This window comes from Hymenobacter aranciens, assembly GCF_030580865.1.
GTDB lineage: Bacteria > Bacteroidota > Bacteroidia > Cytophagales > Hymenobacteraceae > Hymenobacter > Hymenobacter aranciens.
The window spans coordinates 164443-181645 of sequence record NZ_JAUQSY010000005.1; the positions used below are offsets into that span (position 1 = coordinate 164443).

A 17203-nucleotide genomic window follows, 5' to 3' on the forward strand; every position below is an offset into this window, starting at 1 on the left:
TAGTGGGCTGCGCCAGTGGCGGGCGCTGGGTTTCAATTATTAATTGCAAGCAAATGTCTTTCACTCATATTAATGCTGCCGGCCAGCCCACAATGGTCGATGTCGGCCCCAAAGCACCTACCCGCCGCTTGGCCCGCGCGCACTGCCGCGTGGTGCTGGGCCCCGAGCTGCTGAGCCGCGTGCAGGCCGGCGAGCTGCCCACGCACAAAGGCCCGGTTATCCAGACGGCCATCCTGGCGGGCATCATGGGTGCCAAAAAAACGGCCGACCTCATCCCCCTCTGCCATCCGCTGGGGCTCGACGACTGCCGCGTCAGCATCGAGCCCGACGGCCCCGACGCCCTGCGCGTGGAATGCACGGCCGTGGTCACTGGCCGCACCGGCGTGGAGATGGAAGCTCTCACCGGGGCCAGCGTGGCGGCCCTCACTATCTACGACATGTGTAAGGCTTTTTCGCACGATATCACCATCACGGGCGTGCAGCTGGTGGAAAAAACCGGCGGCAAGCGCGACTTTTTACGTTCTTAATTGCGGATGGACTCTCAACCCAAGCGCCCGAAACACGCCACCCTGGCCCGCCCGACTATAGGCGAATTTGGCCGTCACGAGCTGGCTATTCTGGGCGCGCCCTGCGGCGATATTCAGCGGCTGGTAGCGCAGCTGCTGCCACACCTGAACCCGGAATTACGCGTGGCCTACGTCGACGCCGACCACGCCACCGGCGACGCCGAAGAAGCGCCCAAACCAGTGCAGGCGGGCGGCTTATCGGCTGAGCTGGTGGATAAAATCCACTACCGCCAGCTCAACACCCGGCGCCCGCTGGACAAGTTCTCGCAGCCCGAGCTGCTGGCCCACGAAAGCCTGGTGCTGGCGAACGGCAACCACTTCCGCGCCCGCCAGCAAATTGTCATCATCGACCCACGCAAGCCGCTGGACAAGAAGCTCGACCGCCTCTCCGACGTGCAGCTGGTGCTGCTGGCCGAGGGCCAGACGGAGCTGCCCGCCGTGCTCACGCAACACCTGGCCGGGGCTGCGCCGCCCGTGCTGCCCCTGGCCGATGCGCCGGCCATTGCCGCCTTCATTCACCGCTGGTATGCCGCCGCTGTGCCGCCCCTGCGCGGCCTGGTGCTGGCCGGTGGCCGCAGCGAGCGGATGCACACCGATAAGGGCAGCCTGCGCTACCACGGCACCGACCAGCGCCAGCACACCGCCGCGCTGCTGGCCCCGTTCTGCACCGACGTGCGCGTGTCCTGCCGGCCCGACCAGGCCGCTGAAGTCGAGGCTGCCGGCCTCATGCCGCTGCCCGATACTTTCCTGGGCCTGGGGCCGCTGGGCGGCTTGCTTTCCGCCTTTCAGCTCGACCCGAATGCGGCCTGGCTGGTGCTGGCCTGCGACCTGCCCTTTCTGACGCCAGAAACGCTGCAGTTTCTGGTTGACAACCGCCAGCCGGGCCGGTTCGCCACCGCTTTCCAGAGCCCCTGGAATGACTTTCCCGAGCCGCTCGTCACCATCTGGGAGCCGCGGAGCTACGGACAGCTGCTGCGGTTTCTAAGCTTGGGCTACTCCTGCCCGCGCAAGGCGCTGATAAACTCGGATACCGCAGTTATTCAGCCGCCCGCGCCGGACGACTTGCGCAATGTGAATACGCCGGAAGAGCGGGCGGAGGCCGAGCGGGACCTCACCCCCCGGCCCCCTCTCCAAAAAAGAGGGATTTGAATCGTGCGGCTCCCCCTCTTTTTTGGAGAGGGGGCCGGGGGGTGAGGTTCCTACGGATGCGCGGCCACCCACTCGGTGCCGTCCTCATATTCCTCGCGTTTCCAGATGGTCACCACCTGCTTGAGCGTATCGATGATGAACTGGCAGGCGGCAAAGCTCTCGGCGCGGTGCGGCGTGGCCACGGCCACTACTACGGCCACGTCGCCCAGCTCCAGGGTGCCTTTGCGGTGCACCACGGCTACTTCCTGCAGCATGGGCCATTTCTCATAGGCTTGGGCCACGACGTGGCCGAGCTGCGTGAGGGCCATGCTGTCGTACGATTCGTAGTGCAGGCGGCGCACCGGCCGGCCGCCCGACTGGTTGCGCACGGTGCCGACGAAGGCGTTAACGGCGCCGGCCACTTCGGTTTGCACGGCCGCCAGGGCGGCGGCCACGTCGATGGGCTGGTCGGTGATGGAAAGCTGGGGAGTCATGGGTTAATTAATAATTGATAATTAACAATTAATAATGAGCAGAGAGCGGCGGAGCGGATGGTGTTAATTGTTCATTATTAATTAAAAAAATCAGCCGCCTGCCACCGGCGGAATCAGCGCGATTTCATCCACCGTGTGCAGGGCCTGGCTTTCCTCGGCGTACTCATTATTTACCGCCACGGCGCAGCTGCGGAGCTGGGCCAGGGCCGGGTATTGGCGGCGCATTTCGGCCAGCAGCTCGCCCACGGTGGCGGGGGCCGGGGCCGGTAGCTCGATGACGGACGTGCCCACGATGTCGCGGGTGATGCCGTAGAGCGAAATTTTTAGTGACATAAGTGCTGGAGCCGCGTGGCGCGGGCTTTTTACCTAAACTTGCTGTAAAAACAACCGGGCCGACTGAACACCCGTTCGTAGCCCGGGGTTTAGCAAGACCCGGCCGGTTTTACGTACCGGCCAACAAAAGTGGTGATGAACGCAGCAACTACCCCGCCTCCGGCAATTTCCCAGCTCTACGACCAGCACGGCCGGCCGCTGGAATACCTGCGCCTGGCCGTGACCGACCGCTGCAACCTGCGCTGCTTCTATTGCATGCCCGAGCAAGGCATCAGGTACCTGCCCAAACAGCAGCTGCTCAGCTACGAAGAAATGCTGCGCCTGACCAGCCTGCTGGCCGGCCTGGGCGTGCGCAAAGTGCGCCTGACTGGCGGCGAGCCCTTCGTGCGGCGCGACCTGATGGGCTTCATCGAGCAGCTGGCCGTCCAGCCCAACCTCACCGACATCAGCCTCACCACTAATGGCGTGCTCACGGCGCCGCACGTGCCCGCCCTAGCCCGCCTGGGCGTGAAGGCCGTCAACCTGAGTCTTGATACGCTGGACCGGGAGCGGTTTTTCCGCATTACCCGGCGCGACGAGTTGCCGCCGGTGCTCGACACGCTGCACGCGCTGCTGGAAACCGACATTCAGGTAAAAATTAATGCCGTGGTGATGGACGGCCAGAACATCGACGACCTCGTGCCGCTGGCCGAGCTCAGCCGCGAGCTGCCCATCGACGTGCGCTTCATCGAAGAAATGCCCTTCAATGGCGGCAGCCACGCCGCCACGCCCGACCTGCTGCCCTGGAACCACCGCCGCATCCGGCAGCACCTCGAGCAGCACTTTGGGGCGCTCACGCCGCTGCCCGCGCCGCTCGGGGCCACGGCGTCCGATTATGAGATTGCGGGCCACCGGGGCCGGGTGGGCATCATTGCGGCGTATTCGCGCACCTTCTGCGGCACCTGCAACCGCCTGCGCCTCACGGCCGAGGGTGGCTTGAAAACCTGTCTCTACGACCAGGGCGTGCTCGATGTGCGGGCGCTGCTGCGCGGCGGTGCGTCGGATGAGGAGATAACAATTGCCCTGGCCAACGCCTTTCGCTACCGCGCCGCCAACGGTTTCGAGGCCGAGCAGCAGCGCCCGCTGCACCAGCTCAATTTTGAAAGCATGGCCACGATTGGGGGCTGAGTTGGGGAATTTCCAGGGTGCCCGAAAAACGTTTTTCAGACACCCTGGCTTTTCGAAGGTGCCCGAAAAACGTTTTTCAAAGGCTCTGGCTTTTCGAAGGTGTCTGAAAAACGTTTTTCAGGCTTCGTGGCTTTTCGAAGGTGTCTGAAAAACGTTTTTCAGGCTTCGTGGCTTTTCGAAGTGCTCTGAAAAACGTTTTTCAGACGTCGTGGCTTTTCGAAGTGCTCTGAAAAATGTAAACGCTATGTTTGGCCGGGCGCAGTTTGGGCGTTGCGGGTGCGACGAGCCCGCCGCTGGCATTCGAAAGCCAGCGCACGAAATTTGTTAATTTTTAAGCAGTGGTAACGAGCTGTTGGCTATGATTACAAGGTATTTTACACCCGGCGAGTCGGTGACTCGCGCCACGCACCGGGCGGCGGTGGGCGTGTTGTTTTTTCTGCAGGGCATTTGTTTTGCCAGCTGGGCCTCGCGCATCCCCGCCATTCAGCAGCGGCTGGGGATTTCGGAGGCGGGGCTAGGGGCGGTGCTGTTTGCCATCCCGCTGGGGCAGTTGCTCACGCTGCCGCTCTCGGGCTGGGCCGTGGCCCGGCAAGGCAGCCGGCGGGTAGTATTGTACGCCATGATGAGCTACGCGCTGGTGCTGGTGGCCTTGGGCTGGGCCGGCAGCGTGTGGCAGCTGGTGCCGGCGCTGGTGCTGTTCGGCGCGGCCGGCAACTTCTCCAACATTGCCGTGAATACCCAGGCCGTGGGCGTGGAGCGCCTCTACGACAAGCCGGTAATGGCTTCCTTCCACGGCATGTGGAGCCTGGCGGGCTTTGCGGCGGCATCGTTGGGGTCTTTTCTGAATGGAAAGGGCATCATCCCCGGTTGGCATTTTCTGCTGATACTGGTGGTGGTGCTGGCCGCCCTGGCCGCCAGTATCAAATCGACGGTGCCCCACGACCCGCCCACCGACCCCGACGCGCCCCTCTTTGTGCTGCCGGACAAGGAGTTGCTGGGGCTGGGCGCCATTGCCTTCTGCGCCCTCATCTGCGAAGGAGCGATGTTCGACTGGAGCGGCGTGTACTTCAAAAAAGTGCTGGCCGTGCGGCCGGGACAGGTGGGCAACGGCTACGCGGCCTTTATGTGCACGATGGCGCTGGGCCGTTTCGGGGCCGACTGGCTGGCTGCCCGGCTGGGCACGCGGCGCGTCATTCAGTTGAGCGGCGTGCTTACGGCGACGGGATTGGCCGTGGCCGTGGCGCTGCCCACGTACTGGCCGGCGCTGCTGGGCTTTCTGCTGGTGGGCTTCGGCACCTCGTCGGTGGTGCCGCTGGTGTACAGCGCGGCGGGCAAGTCCAAAACCATGTCGGCCGGCATGGCGCTGGCGGCGGTTTCGACGGTGGGCTTCCTGGGCTTTTTGCTGGGGCCGCCCATTATCGGGCTGGTGGCGGGGGCCAGCAGCCTGCGGGTGTCATTTTGCCTGATTGCGGTGATGGGCTTGTGCGTGAGCGCCGTGGCCAGTCGGGTGAATGTCAATTAACAATTAACAATTGTCTGCTGATAGCCCTGTCCGATTGTTAATTGCTCATTGTTAATTATTAATTGATTTCCCCAGCCCCAGCCAGCCGCGCTGCATGGCGTAATACAGGGTCGTGCCCACCACCAGCCCCACCAGGTAGCCGAATGGCAGCCCGGCGCAGAGCAAACCCACCAGCAGCGCCAGTAGCAAATCGGTGCGCTGCGGGCTGATGTCGCGCAACAGCGCCGCTAATGACAGGGCTTCGAACAGCAGCAGCACGCCCAGGATGGGCAGCGGGAAAATCTGCACCACCGCCTGAAATCCCTGGCTGAAAAACAGCCCCAGCACCAGAAACAGGCCGCCGTAGATAATCACCGAGCCGCCCGTGCGCGCCCCAAAGGCGTAGTGCCCCACCATACCGCCCGAGCCGTGGCACACCGGAAAGCCGCCCAGAAATGGCACCACCAGGTTCATCAGCGCGTAGGTAAAGCTGATTTGGCGCACGCTCAGGGCCCGCTCGGGGAAATAATCAAGCGTAACCTGCCGGGTGGCCAGAATGGAATTGCCGAGCGAGAGCGGAATCTGGGGCAGCGCCAGCAGCAGCGCGCCGGTCAGGATATCGGCCTGGGCCGGCAGATGCCAAGTGGGCAGGCGTAGGCCAATGGCCTGCTGGGCCGTAGCCAGGTTTAGCTTGAAAAGCAGGGCGTAGGCCACGCCCAGACCAATGACCACCAGCGCCGCCGGCCAGCGGCGGTTGCCCAGCAGCACTACCGTGACCAGAAACGCCACTGCCGCCAGCGCAAAGCCCGGCAGGCCGTCGGCCGGCACGTATTCTTTCAGCGCCAGGGTGCTGAGCTGCAAGGCCAACCCAAACTGAATGCCGCGCACCACCGGCTTGGGCACCAGCCGCGCCAGCGCATCAATGAGCCCCGTCACCGAGAGCACGAACATGCTCACCCCAATGGCCAGCCCGCCGCCGAAAATCACGCGGCCCGGGATTTTCTGGGCAATGACCAGCGCCGCAAACGCCTTGAGCGGCTGCACCGGCATGGGCAGCCGGTACCAAAGCCCCGAAAACACCTGCATCAAACCGAAGACAATGAGCACGCCCGCGCTATCGAGGCCCGAGGCGGCAATGACGCCGATAAGCAGCGGCAGGTCGGTGCCAAGGTCACCGAAAGCGCCGGCAAACTCGTTGCGGTCGAAGCGGAGGGGGGCAGCGGTAGTGGTCGGCAATTTGTAATATGTTTGAAATTAAGAATTCTGCCAGGCCTCGTACCCGCCGGCCAGCTCCTGCACCTCGGCCCGGCCCAGCGGCCCGCGCAGCAGCGCCGCCGCCTGGGCACTGCGCCCGCCGCGCTGGCAATACACGATGAGCGGCTGGTTGGCGGGTAGCTCCTGGTAGCGCGCAGCCAGCTCACCCAGCGGCACTAATAAGGCCCCGGGCAGGTGTCCGGCGGCATACTCGTGGGGCTCGCGCACGTCGAGCAGCAGGGGCGGGGCGGTGGTTTCGGCCAGCAGCTGGCGCAATTCGGCGGGGCTGAGCAGCGGCGTGGCGGCTTGGCACAGCTCGGCGTAGTCGGCGCGGTTGGCGGTGTTTAAGTTGATGGCAGCCTGCGCTTCGTGCCGGCGGAATCTGAGCGTGCGGGTGTGCATGGTCAGCGTATCGAGCACCCAGAGCCGGCCGCTGAGCACTTCGCCTAATCCCAGCAGCACCTTCAGCGTTTCGGTGGCCTGCACGCAGCCGATGAGGCCGGGCAGCACGCCCAGCACGCCGGTGGTGTTGCAGTCGGGCACCTCGGCCGCGCCGGGCGGGGTGGGGAACAGGCAGCGGTAGGTAGGCCCGCCCTGGTAGTTAAACACCGACACTTGGCCCTCGAAACGGTAGATAGCGCCGGAAACCAGCGGCTTGCCCAGGCTCACGCAGGCATCGTTGAGCAGGTAGCGGGTGGGGAAATTGTCGGAGCCGTCCACTACCACGTCGTATCGGCTCACTAGCTCGCGCACGTTGCCGTAGTCCGCTCGCACGGGGTGAATTTCATAATTAGCCAGCGGGTTAAGCTGGGCAAGCTTCTGCGCTGCCGTAGTTGCTTTGGGCTGGCCCACATCGGCCGGGCCGTAGAGAATCTGGCGCTGCAGGTTGCTCTCAGCTACGGTGTCGGCATCCACGATGCCCAGCGTGCCCACGCCGGCGGCGGCCAGGTATTGCAGGATGGGGCAGCCCAGCCCGCCCGCGCCCACCACCAGCACGCGGGCGGCTTGCAGCTTTTCCTGACCGGCTTCGCCTACTTCGGGGAGCTGCAGGTGGCGCTGGTAGCGCTGGCGTTCGGTGGGGGAGAGGGGCATAGTAGGGAGGTAAGAAGAAAGAACGTCATCCTGAGCGTAGCGCTTTGCACATCAAGCAAACCGGACCTCGCTCGCTTCGTTGGGGTAGCAATTAGTTACTGCTGCATACGGCGCGGGCGAGGTCCTTTCGCCGCTGCGCGGCTCAGGATGACGGTCAATTATCACCAGAGGTCCGCCCAATAACCACCCACCTGCCTCATAGTTCATCCCCCAACTCCTCCCCGCCAAACGTGTCCGCATCCGGCGCCTGGTGGTGCGGCGGCTCGCCCCGCAAGGCCCGCTGGGCTTGCGCGTGATTCAGCTCGCCCTCGCTGTGGGCCAGGAACACGGTCGCCACGCCGTTGCCGATGAAATTGGTGATGGACCGTGCTTCCGACATAAACCGGTCGACGCCCAGCAGCAGGGCCAGGCCCTCTACCGGGATGACTTTGAGCGCGGTGAGCGTGCTGGCCAGCACCACAAAGCCACTGCCCGCTACCCCGGCCGCGCCTTTCGAGGTGACCATCAGAATGCCCGTCATGGTCAGCAGCTGGGCTACTGAGAGGTCGATGCCGAAAACCTGGGCCAGGAAAATAGTGCTCAGCGACAAATAAATAGTCGTGCCGTCGAGGTTGAAGGAGTAGCCCGTTGGCACCACTAGCCCCACCACCGGCTTGGCGCAGCCCAGCGCCTCCAGCTTCTCCATGAGGCCCGGCAGCCCGGCTTCCGACGACGAGGTGCCCAGCACAATCAGCAGTTCCTCGCGGATGTAGCGCAGGAACCGGAAGATGCTCAGGCCGCAGTAGCGCAGAATCAGCCCCAGCACGCCAAATACGAACACGGCCATCGTGAGGTACATCGTGAGCATGAGCTTGCCCAGCGGCAGCAGCGTAGCCAACCCATACTTTCCAATCGTAAAAGCCATGCCGCCAAAGGCCCCGATAGGAGCCAGCAGCATCACCAAGTGCAGCCCGCGAAAAACGTATTTCGAGGCTACTTTCAGGGCGTGAATGATGGGCCCGCGCCGGGCGTAGCGACTCAGGATAACGCCCAGCACGATGGACAGCAGCAGCACCTGCAAGGTCAGGTTATCCGCCAGAAAATGGCCCCACGAAAACGTGTCGGCGCGTTGCGTGTACTCCGCCACTTTGCCGCTGGTGCCGCTGGGCGTCACGCCCGCGCCCGGCCGGATGAGCAACGCCGCCGCTACGCCGATAAGCAGCGCGCCCGTAGTCACGATTTCAAAGTACAGCAGCGCCTTGCCGCCGATGCGTCCCACCTTTTTTAGGTCGCCCATGCTGCTGATGCCGAGCGTAATGGTTAGGAAGATTATAGGGTTGATAAACAGCTTGACGACGGCGATAAACGACTTGCCCAGCACCTCCATCTGCACGGCGCGGGCGGGGGCAAAGTGCCCCAGCAGGGCCCCCGCCACAATGGCCAGCAGCACCAGCGGCGTGAGGTAACGCGAGAAACGGGCAAGATTCATAGGCAGCGGGACGATGGAAGCGCAATAGTAGCGCGAACCAAAGGTCGGCATAAGCCAACTTTGTAGTTCGCGTTCCAAAACGGCCTGTCGGGGCGGGGACGCGAACTACAAAGTTGGCTTACGCCGACCTTTGGTTCGCGCTACAACCACGCTACCACCCGCTACCGCATGGAATCCCCCATTATGCTCCCCGCCGCCAGCTTCGAGCTGGTTACCATTCAAAAAATCAGCGGCGCTGGCCCGCCCATTTCCGCTTCCGACCAGCTGGCGGCCGAGGAGCCGCTCGAAATCCGCCTCGGCTACGAGGAAAACGGCCAGCGCCAGCACCGCACCCTGGCCGTGACGATGCGCACCCCCGGCCACGACGAGGAGCTTACCGCCGGCTTCCTGCTCACCGAAGGCATCATTCGCCAGAAAGCCGACCTGCTGGGCATCATCCCTTGCCCCGATGTGCAGAAGCCCGAAGAAGCCGGCAACGTCACCCGCGCCGAGCTGGCCGCCCACCTCAGCCTTGATTTTCAAAAGCTGGAGCGCCACTTCTACACCAGCTCCAGCTGCGGCGTGTGCGGCAAAACCAGCATCGCCGCCATTCAGACTACCACCTGCCCGGTGCTGCCCACCGCCGGCCCGTTCGTAACGCCCGCCGTCGTTCATCAGCTGCCCGATAAGCTCCGCGCCGCCCAGGCGGGCTTCGAGCAAACCGGCGGCCAGCATGCCGCCGCCCTCTTCACGCCCGCCGGCGAGCTGCTGCTGCTGCGCGAAGACGTGGGCCGCCACAATGCCCTCGATAAGCTCATCGGCGCCGCCCTGCTGGCCGACTGGCTGCCCCTGCACCAGCACGTGCTGCTGGTGAGTGGCCGCGCCAGCTTCGAATTGGTGCAGAAGGCGGCGGCGGCAGGCATTGGGGTGCTGGCGGCGGTGGGCGCGCCCAGCAGCCTGGCCGTGCAGGCGGCCCGCGAGTTTGGCATGACGGTGCTGGGATTTGTGCGGCAGGAGCGGTTTAATATCTACTGCGGGGCCGAGCGGCTGAAGCAGTAGTAAGACTTATTTGCCAGCTGTGGCATTGAGTGTTGTGGTATTTCTTTTGGCCACAACACTCAATGCCACAGCTGAACGGTCGCCAACTCTACGGCCGCTTACACTTATTAAATAGCCCTCAGGCAACCCTTATTGCTACGTCGGGCATCCGATGGGTGTCGTTTTTTTCTTTTCATATCAATGCGTTTGCCTTTTCTACTGTTGTTGCTCGCGTTTGCTGCTCCCGCTTTCGCCCAGCTCAAAACCATTATCAGCCCCGCCATCATCTACCAGCAACGGGTGGGCGTCAAGGCTTACGCTGGCAAAAGCTACCGCCTGCAAGCCCGCATGCGGGTGTTGGCGGCTAATGGCGACAGCGCCGATACCAACGTATTCGCCAACGTGTTCGATAACAAATGGAATTACCTGGGCGGCACCGGCTTCGGCAAGATGAAAGCTGGCCCCCGCGCCCGCACCTGGGCCACTTACAGCGGCGGCGGCCGGTTTGCCGCCACCGCCGATACGATGATAATTTTCGCCAATACCTACCTCAACGGCACCTTCGGCTTCGATGATTTCCGGCTGGAAGTGGAGGAAAGCAAGGGCCAGTGGCGCCCCGTGCCGCTCGTCAACGGCGACTTCGAAACCCTGCCCGCCGACAGCAGCCACCTGCCCCAGGGCTGGAAGCTGAACTACCAGGTGACCACCTTCACGCAGCGCGTAGTGGCGGCCGCGCCCGGCCAGCACTACCTCGAAGTGAAAGGTCGGAACGTTATCAATTATGGTAAAAATGCTACCGCCGGTCACTGGGCCCAGGTAAACGGCATCAAGCTCTACTACGAAACCTACGGCAGCGGCCCGCCCCTGCTGCTGCTGCACGGCAACGGCGGCTCCATCAAGGAAGTGGCCTACCAGATTCCGGCCCTGGCTAAGTACTTTCAGGTCATCGCCGTCGATACCCGGGGCCAGGGCCAGTCAGGCATTGATGGGAAAGAACTGACCTACGACCTCTTTGCCGACGACATAAGCGCGCTACTCAAGTCGCTGAACCTGCCCCAGGCCGACGTAGTCGGCTGGAGCGACGGCGGCAACACCGGCCTCAGCCTGGCCCTGCACCACCCCGAGCAGGTACGCCGCCTCTCCGTGATGGGCGCCAACCTCTACGCCGATACCACCGTGCTGCCCAACAAGTTTCTGCAACAGATTCGCCACGACAAGAAGATGCTGACGCTGGTGGCGCCCTTCAAAGCCAGCTTCCGAAAGTCGCGCCGCCTGGTGAATATCCTGCTAAAATATCCCCGCATGACGCCGCAGGAACTGCAGCAAATCAAAGCGCCCACGCTGGTGCTGGCCGGCGAAAAGGATATTATCAAAGAGCCGCACACCCGCCTCATCGCTGCTAATATCCCGGGCTCGCAGCTCGTCATTTTCCCCGGCTTAAGTCATTATGCGCAGCAGGAGAATCCTGATTTGTTTAATGAAACGGTGCTACGGTTTTTGCTGGCACCGGAGGCGGCGAGGTGAGTTTGGGTTTTAAGGGCCACATCCTGTCCACAAGCCGCAAAGCGGCGCCACGTTGGTAGTAATTCCCGTTGTCTCGTATGAAGAGCCGCAAAGCGGCGGCACTCTCCACTAGAAAGAAATGCCGCCGCTTTGCGGCTCATTGCCCGTATATTCGGTATCAGCTACCAACATGTCGCCGCTTTGCGGCTGTGCTTATTCTCTCGCCTCCCTCTCCGCTCATGGATAATTCCCCCGTTTCCGACCCCGGCAAAGCCGGCAACTCCGCCGAGCAAAAGGCCTCGAACCAGCCCCGCAGCGGCGAGCGCCCCAACCAGGGTGCCGCCCCCGCCGCCGACTACGACGGCCCGGCCCCCCGGGAATCCACGCTCATCCCCGCGCCCGACGTGGCCGGAGCCAGGCACCACCACACCATCCTGGCCCAACCGCCCGAAGCCCTCACCGGCCTGCGCCTCAGCGAGCGCCAGCGCGTAGCCGCCGGCGTGCAGGCCATCATTAAGTCGATGGAATTCAGCTGGAGCGAGGGCGGCCTGAGTCGTGGCACCCGCGGCCTGCTGCACATGAACCAGAAGGACGGCTTCGACTGCTCCAGCTGCGCCTGGCCCGACCCCGACGGCCACCGCTCCATCGCCGAGTTCTGCGAAAACGGCGCCAAAGCCACCGCCTCCGACGCCGACGATAAAGCCTGCGGGCCCGAGTTTTTTGCGAAACACAGTCTGGTCGAACTGTCGCAAATGACCGACCGCGACCAGAATAACGCCGGCCGCCTCACCCACCCGCTGGTGAAACGCCCCGGCGGCACCCACTACGAGCCCATCGAATGGCCTGAAGCCTTCGACATCATCGCGCAGGAGCTGAATAGCCTGGCCTCGCCCGACGAAGCCACGTTCTACACCTCCGGCAAGGTGCCCAACGAGCCCGCGTTCCTGTTTCAGCTCTTCGCCCGGCAGTTTGGCACCAACAACCTGCCCGACTGCTCCAACATGTGCCACGAAAGCAGCGGCGCGGCCCTCAGCAGCACCCTGGGCCTGGGCAAAGGCTCCGTGACCCTCAACGACATCCACGAGGCCGAGGTCATCATGGTCATCGGCCAGAACCCTGGTACCAACCACCCGCGCATGCTCACGGCGCTGCAAATCGCGAAGCAAAACGGCGCCAAAATCATCGGCGTCAACCCCCTGCGCGAAACCGGCCTCGACCACTTTAAGAACCCGCAGGATTTCATGAATCCCATCAAGGCCGTGGGGGCACTGCTGGGCAGCGGCACTCCCATTTCCGACGTGTTCCTGCAAGTGCGCGTCGATGGCGACATGGCCCTGCTGCGTGGCATCATGAAGCACCTGCTGGCCGCCGAGGAACTGAACCCCGGCCAGGTCATCGACCACGACTTCATTGCCCGGCACACCACTGGCTACCGGTCGGTAGTCGATAACCTTCAGCAAACCAGCTGGGACGAAATCGAAACCCTGAGCGGCTGCACCCGCGCCGAGCTGCTGGAAGCCGCCAACCTGCTGGCTCATAAACAAAAAATCATCATCTGCTGGGCTATGGGCCTGACGCAACAGCGCCAGGGTGTGCAAACCATTCAGGAGCTGGTGAACCTGCTGCTGATGAAAGGCGCCATCGGCAAGCCCGGCGCGGGCACCTGCCCCGTGCGCGGCCACTCTAACGTGCAGGGCGACCGCACGATGGGCATCTGGGAAAAAATGCCCGATACCTTCCTCGACGCCCTGCAAAAGGAGTTCAACTTTGCCCCGCCCCGCGCCCACGGCCTCGACACCGTGGAAAGCATCCGCGCCATGCACGAAGGCCGCGTAAAAGTGTACTTCGGCCTGGGCGGCAACCTCTTGTCGGCCGGTCCTGACACCGAGCTCATCGCCGAGGCCATGCGCAAGCAGCACCTCACGGTGTTCGTCGGCACCAAGCTCAACCGCGGTCACCTGCTCACGGGCCGCACCAGTTTGCTGCTGCCCTGCTTCACCCACGCCGATGTGGACATGCAAAAGTCTGGTCACCAGATGACGAGCTGCGAAAACTCGATGGGCGTCGTCAGCCAGAATAAAGGCGTGCTCACGCCCTTGCCCGGCCAGATGCTCAGCGAGGTAGCCATCCTCAGCGGCGTGGCCATCGCCACCCTGGGCGACCGGCTGCGTGGCGACTGGGTAGCCATGACCGAAAACTACGACCTCATCCGCGACCACATCGCCCGCGTCATCCCCGGCTTCGAGAACTACAACGAAAAGCTGCGCCGCCCCGGCGGCTTCTACCTCCCCAACGGCCCCCGCGACCGCAGCTTCACCACCGCCGACGGCAAAGCTCACTTCACCCGCACCACCCTCGAAACCCCCGACCTGCGCCGCAACGAGCTGGTGCTAATGACCGTGCGCAGCCACGACCAGTTCAATACCACCATCTACGACTACAACGACCGCTACCGCGGCATCCATGGCGAGCGCCGCGTGCTGTTCATGAACCGCGCCGACATGGCCGAGCGCCACCTGCAAGCCAAAGACCTGATTGACATTACCAGCCACTTCAAAGGCCAGCAGCGTACGGTGGAGAAGTTCGTGGCGGTGCCCTACGACATTCCGAAGGGCAACGTAGCCGCTTACTTCCCCGAGGCCAATCCGCTGGTGCCGCTGTCGAGCGTAGCCAAGGTGAGTAATACGCCGACGTCGAAGTTTGTGGTGGTGACGGTGGAGAAAGCGAAAGAATTAGCGCCGGCTTAGAAGAGACTTGCTTGTGTTGGGATATTCTTTCAGTTCCGTTACGCTGCTATCATACCTTTGCCTTATCACGTAAGGTATGTCCCCCAGCCGCGTGGCTTTTCTCTGAAAAGAGGAAGCCCGGCCGGTGGAACGGTCGGGCTTCTGAAGTGTGGGGGTTTTAGCGGAACCCTTTGCTTCGTGTAAGATGAAAAAGGACAGCGTGAATAAACTACTGCAAGCGGTACCGCCGCTGGCATTCGAGTTTTTGAAAGGTGCCGTGCGGGCTTTAGGCCAGTACGTTACTAAACATCTGCTCGAACTGCTGCCTTAGCTTCGACTGAGGGCCGGGCCGAGAGGTTCGGCCCTCTTTTACTTAGCAAATGTACGAGTTTCGGCTAAATAACGGCTAAAGCTAGGAAGTGGTTCTGTGCCGTCTGTCATGCTGACGAAGGAAGCATCCTAATCATGCCGCAACGACTTCGTTCATTCCTGATAAGATGCTTCGCTATGCTCAGCATGACAGGTGAAGCCTTATGCCACTGGCTGCTTCTCTAAATCGAAAATCTCGCCCAGCAGCTCTACCAACGCATCGGCGTCGTCGCGCTTGCAGGCGGTTTTGAGGTGTAGCACGTGCTGCTTCAACACTTTCTGCATCAGCGAGCGGGTGGCTTCGTCGAGCAGCTTGCTTTCGGCAGGGGTGGCTTTTTTCTGAAAACGGTCCAGCTCTTCGAGGCGGATTTGCTCGAGGCTGGCCTTCATCTTCTGGATGATGGGCGACACCAGCATTTCCTTGGCCCAGTCCTGCAGGCCGGCCAGGCTTTCGGCCACGATGGCGCGCACTTGCGGCACGGCGGCCAGGCGCAGCTCCAGCGCGGCGGAGGCTTTGCTTTGGATGGCGTCGATGTTATACACCAGCACGCCGGGCACCTGCTCCACGTCGGCGGCGATGCTGCGGGGCACGCTCAGGTCGATGAAGAACTTGAAGCTCAGGATTTCCAGATTGGCGGCCAGCTCGCGGGTGAAGAAGGGCTCGGCGCGGTTGATGGACGAGATAACCACGTCGGCCTCCTTGAGGGCGGGCACGAGGTTCTCGAAATCGACCACGCGCAGGCCGCCGCATTCTTCGGCCAATTGCTCGGCGCGGGCGCGGGTGCGGTTGCAGAGCACGATTTCGCCGTAGTCCGAGCGGTGGTCGGCAAGGTGGCGCACCACGTCGGCCCCGATTTCACCGAGGCCCACCACCAGCACGCGGGGCTGGGCCACGTCGGCGGTCAGCTCTTCCACCAGTTCCAAGGCGGCATAGCTCACCGAGGCGGCGCCGTCGCGGAAGGTGGTTTCGTTCTGCACGCGCTTGTTGGTGAAGAAGACGGTGTGCAGCAGACGGTGCAGGAAGGGGCCGGCCGCATCGGCATCGGCGCTCCACTGGTAGGCATTTTTAACCTGGTTGCTGATTTGCAGGTCGCCCACTACCTGGGCGTCGAGGCCCATAGCTACCTCGAAGAGGTGCTGCACGGCCGCGTCGGCATCGGTCAGCAAATCGAAGTAGGGGAGGAAGTCGCCGATGTCGGCGCGGGCCTTGAGGTCGCCGAGGGCGAGGATGATTTCGCGGCTGCGGTCGTCGTCGGCCGCGTAGTACACTTCGGTACGGTTGCAGGTGCTGAGTACCAGCAGGTCCGACAGACCCAGGTCGTGGTGCAGCGTGTGCAGAAAACGGCGACAAGCAGCCTCGTCCAGCGAAAGCAGCTCGCGAATGGCCAGCGGAGCTTTCTTAAACGACAGGCTAACCGCCTTGAATGGATGCGACATAGTGTGGTCGGCGCGAAACCGGACTACAAAAATACGCCACGATTCGCAAGCAGGAAACCGAAACTACCCTTATCGGGTTCGTGGTGGTCACATTTAGACTCTCTCTAAATAAGCCTGCTGCCCCCGGCCCTTGCCCACGCCGCTACCTTTGCAGTATGTCCGACGACCCACTTACTTCTCCCTCTACTGCTGTGCCCCCGGCCGCGGCCGCCGTGCCGCCCACGCCGGCCGCGCCGGTACCGCTGGCTACCGCCGAAGCCCCGTCGCTGGTGGCCTGGGGCTTGCTGATAGTGCTGGCCTGCATCTGGGGCACCTCCTTTATTCTGATGAAGAAGGGTTTAGTAGTGTTTTCGGCGCTGGAGTTGGGCGCTATTCGGGTGAGCGTGGCGTCGTTGCTGCTGCTGCCGTTTGCCGCAGGCCACGTTCGCAAAATCGAAGCCGGTCGCTTCAAATGGCTGGTGTTGAGCGGGGTGGTGGGCACGCTTATTCCCGCGTTTCTCTTTGCTTACGCCGAAACCAAGCTGGCCTCGGGCTTGGCCGGGGTGCTCAATGCCCTCACGGCGGTGTTTACGCTGCTAGTGGGCGCGCTGCTGTTTGGGCAGCGGCTGACGGGGCTGCGGGTGCTGGGTATTGCGCTGGGGCTGGCGGGCACGGTGGTGCTGATACTGCTGGGTGGCAGTGGTGGCGAGGCCACGCCTACCGGCGAGGGCAACGCCTGGTACGGGCTGTATATCGTGCTGGCTACCATCGGTTACGGCGTGAGCGTGAACGTGATTAAATACCGTTTGCAAGGGCTGGCCCCGGTGGCAGTTACCTCGCTGCTGCTCCTGCTCATTGGCGGGCCGGCGCTGGCGTATCTGCTGCTCGGCACCGCCTTTTTACACAAGCTAAGTACTACTGCCGGGGCCTGGACGGCTTTTGGCTACATTGCGCTGCTGGCCACCATGAGCACGGCCGTGGCAATGGTGCTGTTCAATAAGTTGATTCAACAATCGACGGCTCTTTTCGCCTCGTCCAGCACTTACCTGATTCCCATCGTGGCGCTGGCTTTGGGCGCGCTCGATGGGGAGGCCTTCAACCTGTGGCACTTGCTGGGGATGCTCATCATTCTGGCCGGCGTGCTGATTGTGCACCGGGCCAAATAGTGG

15 protein-coding genes are annotated in these 17203 nt (G+C 62.9%); 9 read left to right on the forward strand and 6 right to left on the reverse strand.

The features are described 5' to 3' along the window. Positions 1 to 53: 53 nt before the first annotated feature. A complete protein-coding gene (gene moaC, locus Q5H93_RS08785) occupies positions 54 to 527 on the forward strand; it encodes a cyclic pyranopterin monophosphate synthase MoaC (RefSeq protein WP_305006142.1) in 474 nt (157 codons plus the stop codon). 6 nt (positions 528 to 533) lie between these two features. Then, positions 534 to 1715 (forward strand): NTP transferase domain-containing protein, encoded by a 1182-nt coding sequence (locus tag Q5H93_RS08790; RefSeq protein ID WP_305006143.1) that lies wholly within the window; start codon positions 534 to 536, stop codon positions 1713 to 1715. Positions 1716 to 1765: 50 nt separating this feature from the next. On the opposite strand, the gene Q5H93_RS08795 is transcribed toward Q5H93_RS08790, so the two are convergent. Next, positions 1766 to 2188, reverse strand: coding sequence for a molybdenum cofactor biosynthesis protein MoaE (locus Q5H93_RS08795; protein ID WP_305006144.1), 423 nt, complete (start codon positions 2186 to 2188; stop codon positions 1766 to 1768). Positions 2189 to 2278: 90 nt separating this feature from the next. After that, the gene (locus Q5H93_RS08800) at positions 2279 to 2521 is read right to left on the reverse strand and encodes a MoaD/ThiS family protein (protein WP_305006145.1); all 243 of its coding nucleotides are present in this window, start codon (positions 2519 to 2521) and stop codon (positions 2279 to 2281) included. Positions 2522 to 2656: 135 nt separating this feature from the next. Between Q5H93_RS08800 and moaA the strand changes: the two genes are divergently transcribed. Together moaA and Q5H93_RS08810 are read left to right on the forward strand one after the other, a co-directional pair. Then, positions 2657 to 3688, forward strand: a complete 1032-nt coding sequence (gene moaA, locus Q5H93_RS08805) for a GTP 3',8-cyclase MoaA (RefSeq protein ID WP_305006146.1) — start codon at positions 2657 to 2659, stop codon at positions 3686 to 3688. A gap of 358 nt (positions 3689 to 4046) precedes the next feature. Continuing rightward, positions 4047 to 5210: an MFS transporter gene (locus Q5H93_RS08810; RefSeq protein WP_305006147.1), complete on the forward strand. Its 1164-nt coding sequence runs from the start codon at positions 4047 to 4049 to the stop codon at positions 5208 to 5210. A gap of 51 nt (positions 5211 to 5261) precedes the next feature. Here the strand turns inward: Q5H93_RS08810 and Q5H93_RS08815 are convergent, their stop codons facing one another. From Q5H93_RS08815 to Q5H93_RS08825, 3 genes are all read right to left on the reverse strand, one after another. After that, complete coding sequence (locus Q5H93_RS08815; RefSeq protein WP_305006148.1) at positions 5262 to 6425, reverse strand: putative sulfate/molybdate transporter; 1164 nt, start codon at positions 6423 to 6425, stop codon at positions 5262 to 5264. A gap of 18 nt (positions 6426 to 6443) precedes the next feature. Further along, positions 6444 to 7535, reverse strand: a complete 1092-nt coding sequence (gene moeB / locus Q5H93_RS08820; RefSeq protein WP_305006149.1) for a molybdopterin-synthase adenylyltransferase MoeB — start codon at positions 7533 to 7535, stop codon at positions 6444 to 6446. A gap of 196 nt (positions 7536 to 7731) precedes the next feature. Next, entirely contained in the window at positions 7732 to 9003 is a 1272-nt protein-coding gene (locus tag Q5H93_RS08825) for a cation:dicarboxylate symporter family transporter (protein WP_305006150.1), read from the reverse strand. Positions 9004 to 9171: 168 nt separating this feature from the next. On the opposite strand from Q5H93_RS08825, the gene fdhD reads away from it, so the two are divergent. From fdhD to Q5H93_RS08845, 4 genes are all read left to right on the forward strand, one after another. Further along, positions 9172 to 10041: a formate dehydrogenase accessory sulfurtransferase FdhD gene (gene fdhD, locus Q5H93_RS08830; protein ID WP_305006151.1), complete on the forward strand. Its 870-nt coding sequence runs from the start codon at positions 9172 to 9174 to the stop codon at positions 10039 to 10041. 180 nt (positions 10042 to 10221) lie between these two features. Then, entirely contained in the window at positions 10222 to 11544 is a 1323-nt protein-coding gene (locus Q5H93_RS08835; RefSeq protein WP_305006152.1) for an alpha/beta fold hydrolase, read from the forward strand. A gap of 218 nt (positions 11545 to 11762) precedes the next feature. Beyond that, complete coding sequence (locus Q5H93_RS08840) at positions 11763 to 14270, forward strand: FdhF/YdeP family oxidoreductase (RefSeq protein WP_305006153.1); 2508 nt, start codon at positions 11763 to 11765, stop codon at positions 14268 to 14270. Positions 14271 to 14454: 184 nt separating this feature from the next. Further along, positions 14455 to 14580: a hypothetical protein gene (locus Q5H93_RS08845; RefSeq protein ID WP_305006154.1), complete on the forward strand. Its 126-nt coding sequence runs from the start codon at positions 14455 to 14457 to the stop codon at positions 14578 to 14580. A 200-nt stretch (positions 14581 to 14780) separates the two neighbouring features. On the opposite strand, the gene hemA is transcribed toward Q5H93_RS08845, so the two are convergent. Continuing rightward, positions 14781 to 16055 carry a glutamyl-tRNA reductase gene (gene hemA / locus Q5H93_RS08850; RefSeq protein WP_305006155.1) on the reverse strand — a complete coding sequence of 425 codons (1275 nt, stop codon included), beginning with the start codon at positions 16053 to 16055 and terminating at the stop codon, positions 14781 to 14783. 155 nt (positions 16056 to 16210) lie between these two features. Here hemA and Q5H93_RS08855 point away from each other — a divergent pair, with 155 nt between their 5' ends. After that, a complete protein-coding gene (locus Q5H93_RS08855; RefSeq protein WP_305006156.1) occupies positions 16211 to 17200 on the forward strand; it encodes a DMT family transporter in 990 nt (329 codons plus the stop codon). The last annotated feature ends 3 nt before the right edge of the window (positions 17201 to 17203 follow it).

Excerpts from the sequence above, each read along its gene's own strand:
- moaC (WP_305006142.1), top strand. The coding sequence starts at position 54 with ATGTCTTTCACTCATATTAATGCTGCCGGCCAGCCCACAATGGTCGAT.
- Q5H93_RS08790 (WP_305006143.1), top strand. The coding sequence starts at position 534 with ATGGACTCTCAACCCAAGCGCCCGAAACACGCCACCCTGGCCCGCCCG.
- Q5H93_RS08795 (WP_305006144.1), bottom strand. The coding sequence starts at position 2,188 with ATGACTCCCCAGCTTTCCATCACCGACCAGCCCATCGACGTGGCCGCC.
- Q5H93_RS08800 (WP_305006145.1), bottom strand. The coding sequence starts at position 2,521 with ATGTCACTAAAAATTTCGCTCTACGGCATCACCCGCGACATCGTGGGC.
- moaA (WP_305006146.1), top strand. The coding sequence starts at position 2,657 with ATGAACGCAGCAACTACCCCGCCTCCGGCAATTTCCCAGCTCTACGAC.
- Q5H93_RS08810 (WP_305006147.1), top strand. The coding sequence starts at position 4,047 with ATGATTACAAGGTATTTTACACCCGGCGAGTCGGTGACTCGCGCCACG.
- moeB (WP_305006149.1), bottom strand. The coding sequence starts at position 7,535 with ATGCCCCTCTCCCCCACCGAACGCCAGCGCTACCAGCGCCACCTGCAG.
- Q5H93_RS08825 (WP_305006150.1), bottom strand. The coding sequence starts at position 9,003 with ATGAATCTTGCCCGTTTCTCGCGTTACCTCACGCCGCTGGTGCTGCTG.
- fdhD (WP_305006151.1), top strand. The coding sequence starts at position 9,172 with ATGGAATCCCCCATTATGCTCCCCGCCGCCAGCTTCGAGCTGGTTACC.
- Q5H93_RS08835 (WP_305006152.1), top strand. The coding sequence starts at position 10,222 with ATGCGTTTGCCTTTTCTACTGTTGTTGCTCGCGTTTGCTGCTCCCGCT.
- Q5H93_RS08840 (WP_305006153.1), top strand. The coding sequence starts at position 11,763 with ATGGATAATTCCCCCGTTTCCGACCCCGGCAAAGCCGGCAACTCCGCC.
- Q5H93_RS08845 (WP_305006154.1), top strand. The coding sequence starts at position 14,455 with ATGAAAAAGGACAGCGTGAATAAACTACTGCAAGCGGTACCGCCGCTG.
- hemA (WP_305006155.1), bottom strand. The coding sequence starts at position 16,055 with ATGTCGCATCCATTCAAGGCGGTTAGCCTGTCGTTTAAGAAAGCTCCG.
- Q5H93_RS08855 (WP_305006156.1), top strand. The coding sequence starts at position 16,211 with ATGTCCGACGACCCACTTACTTCTCCCTCTACTGCTGTGCCCCCGGCC.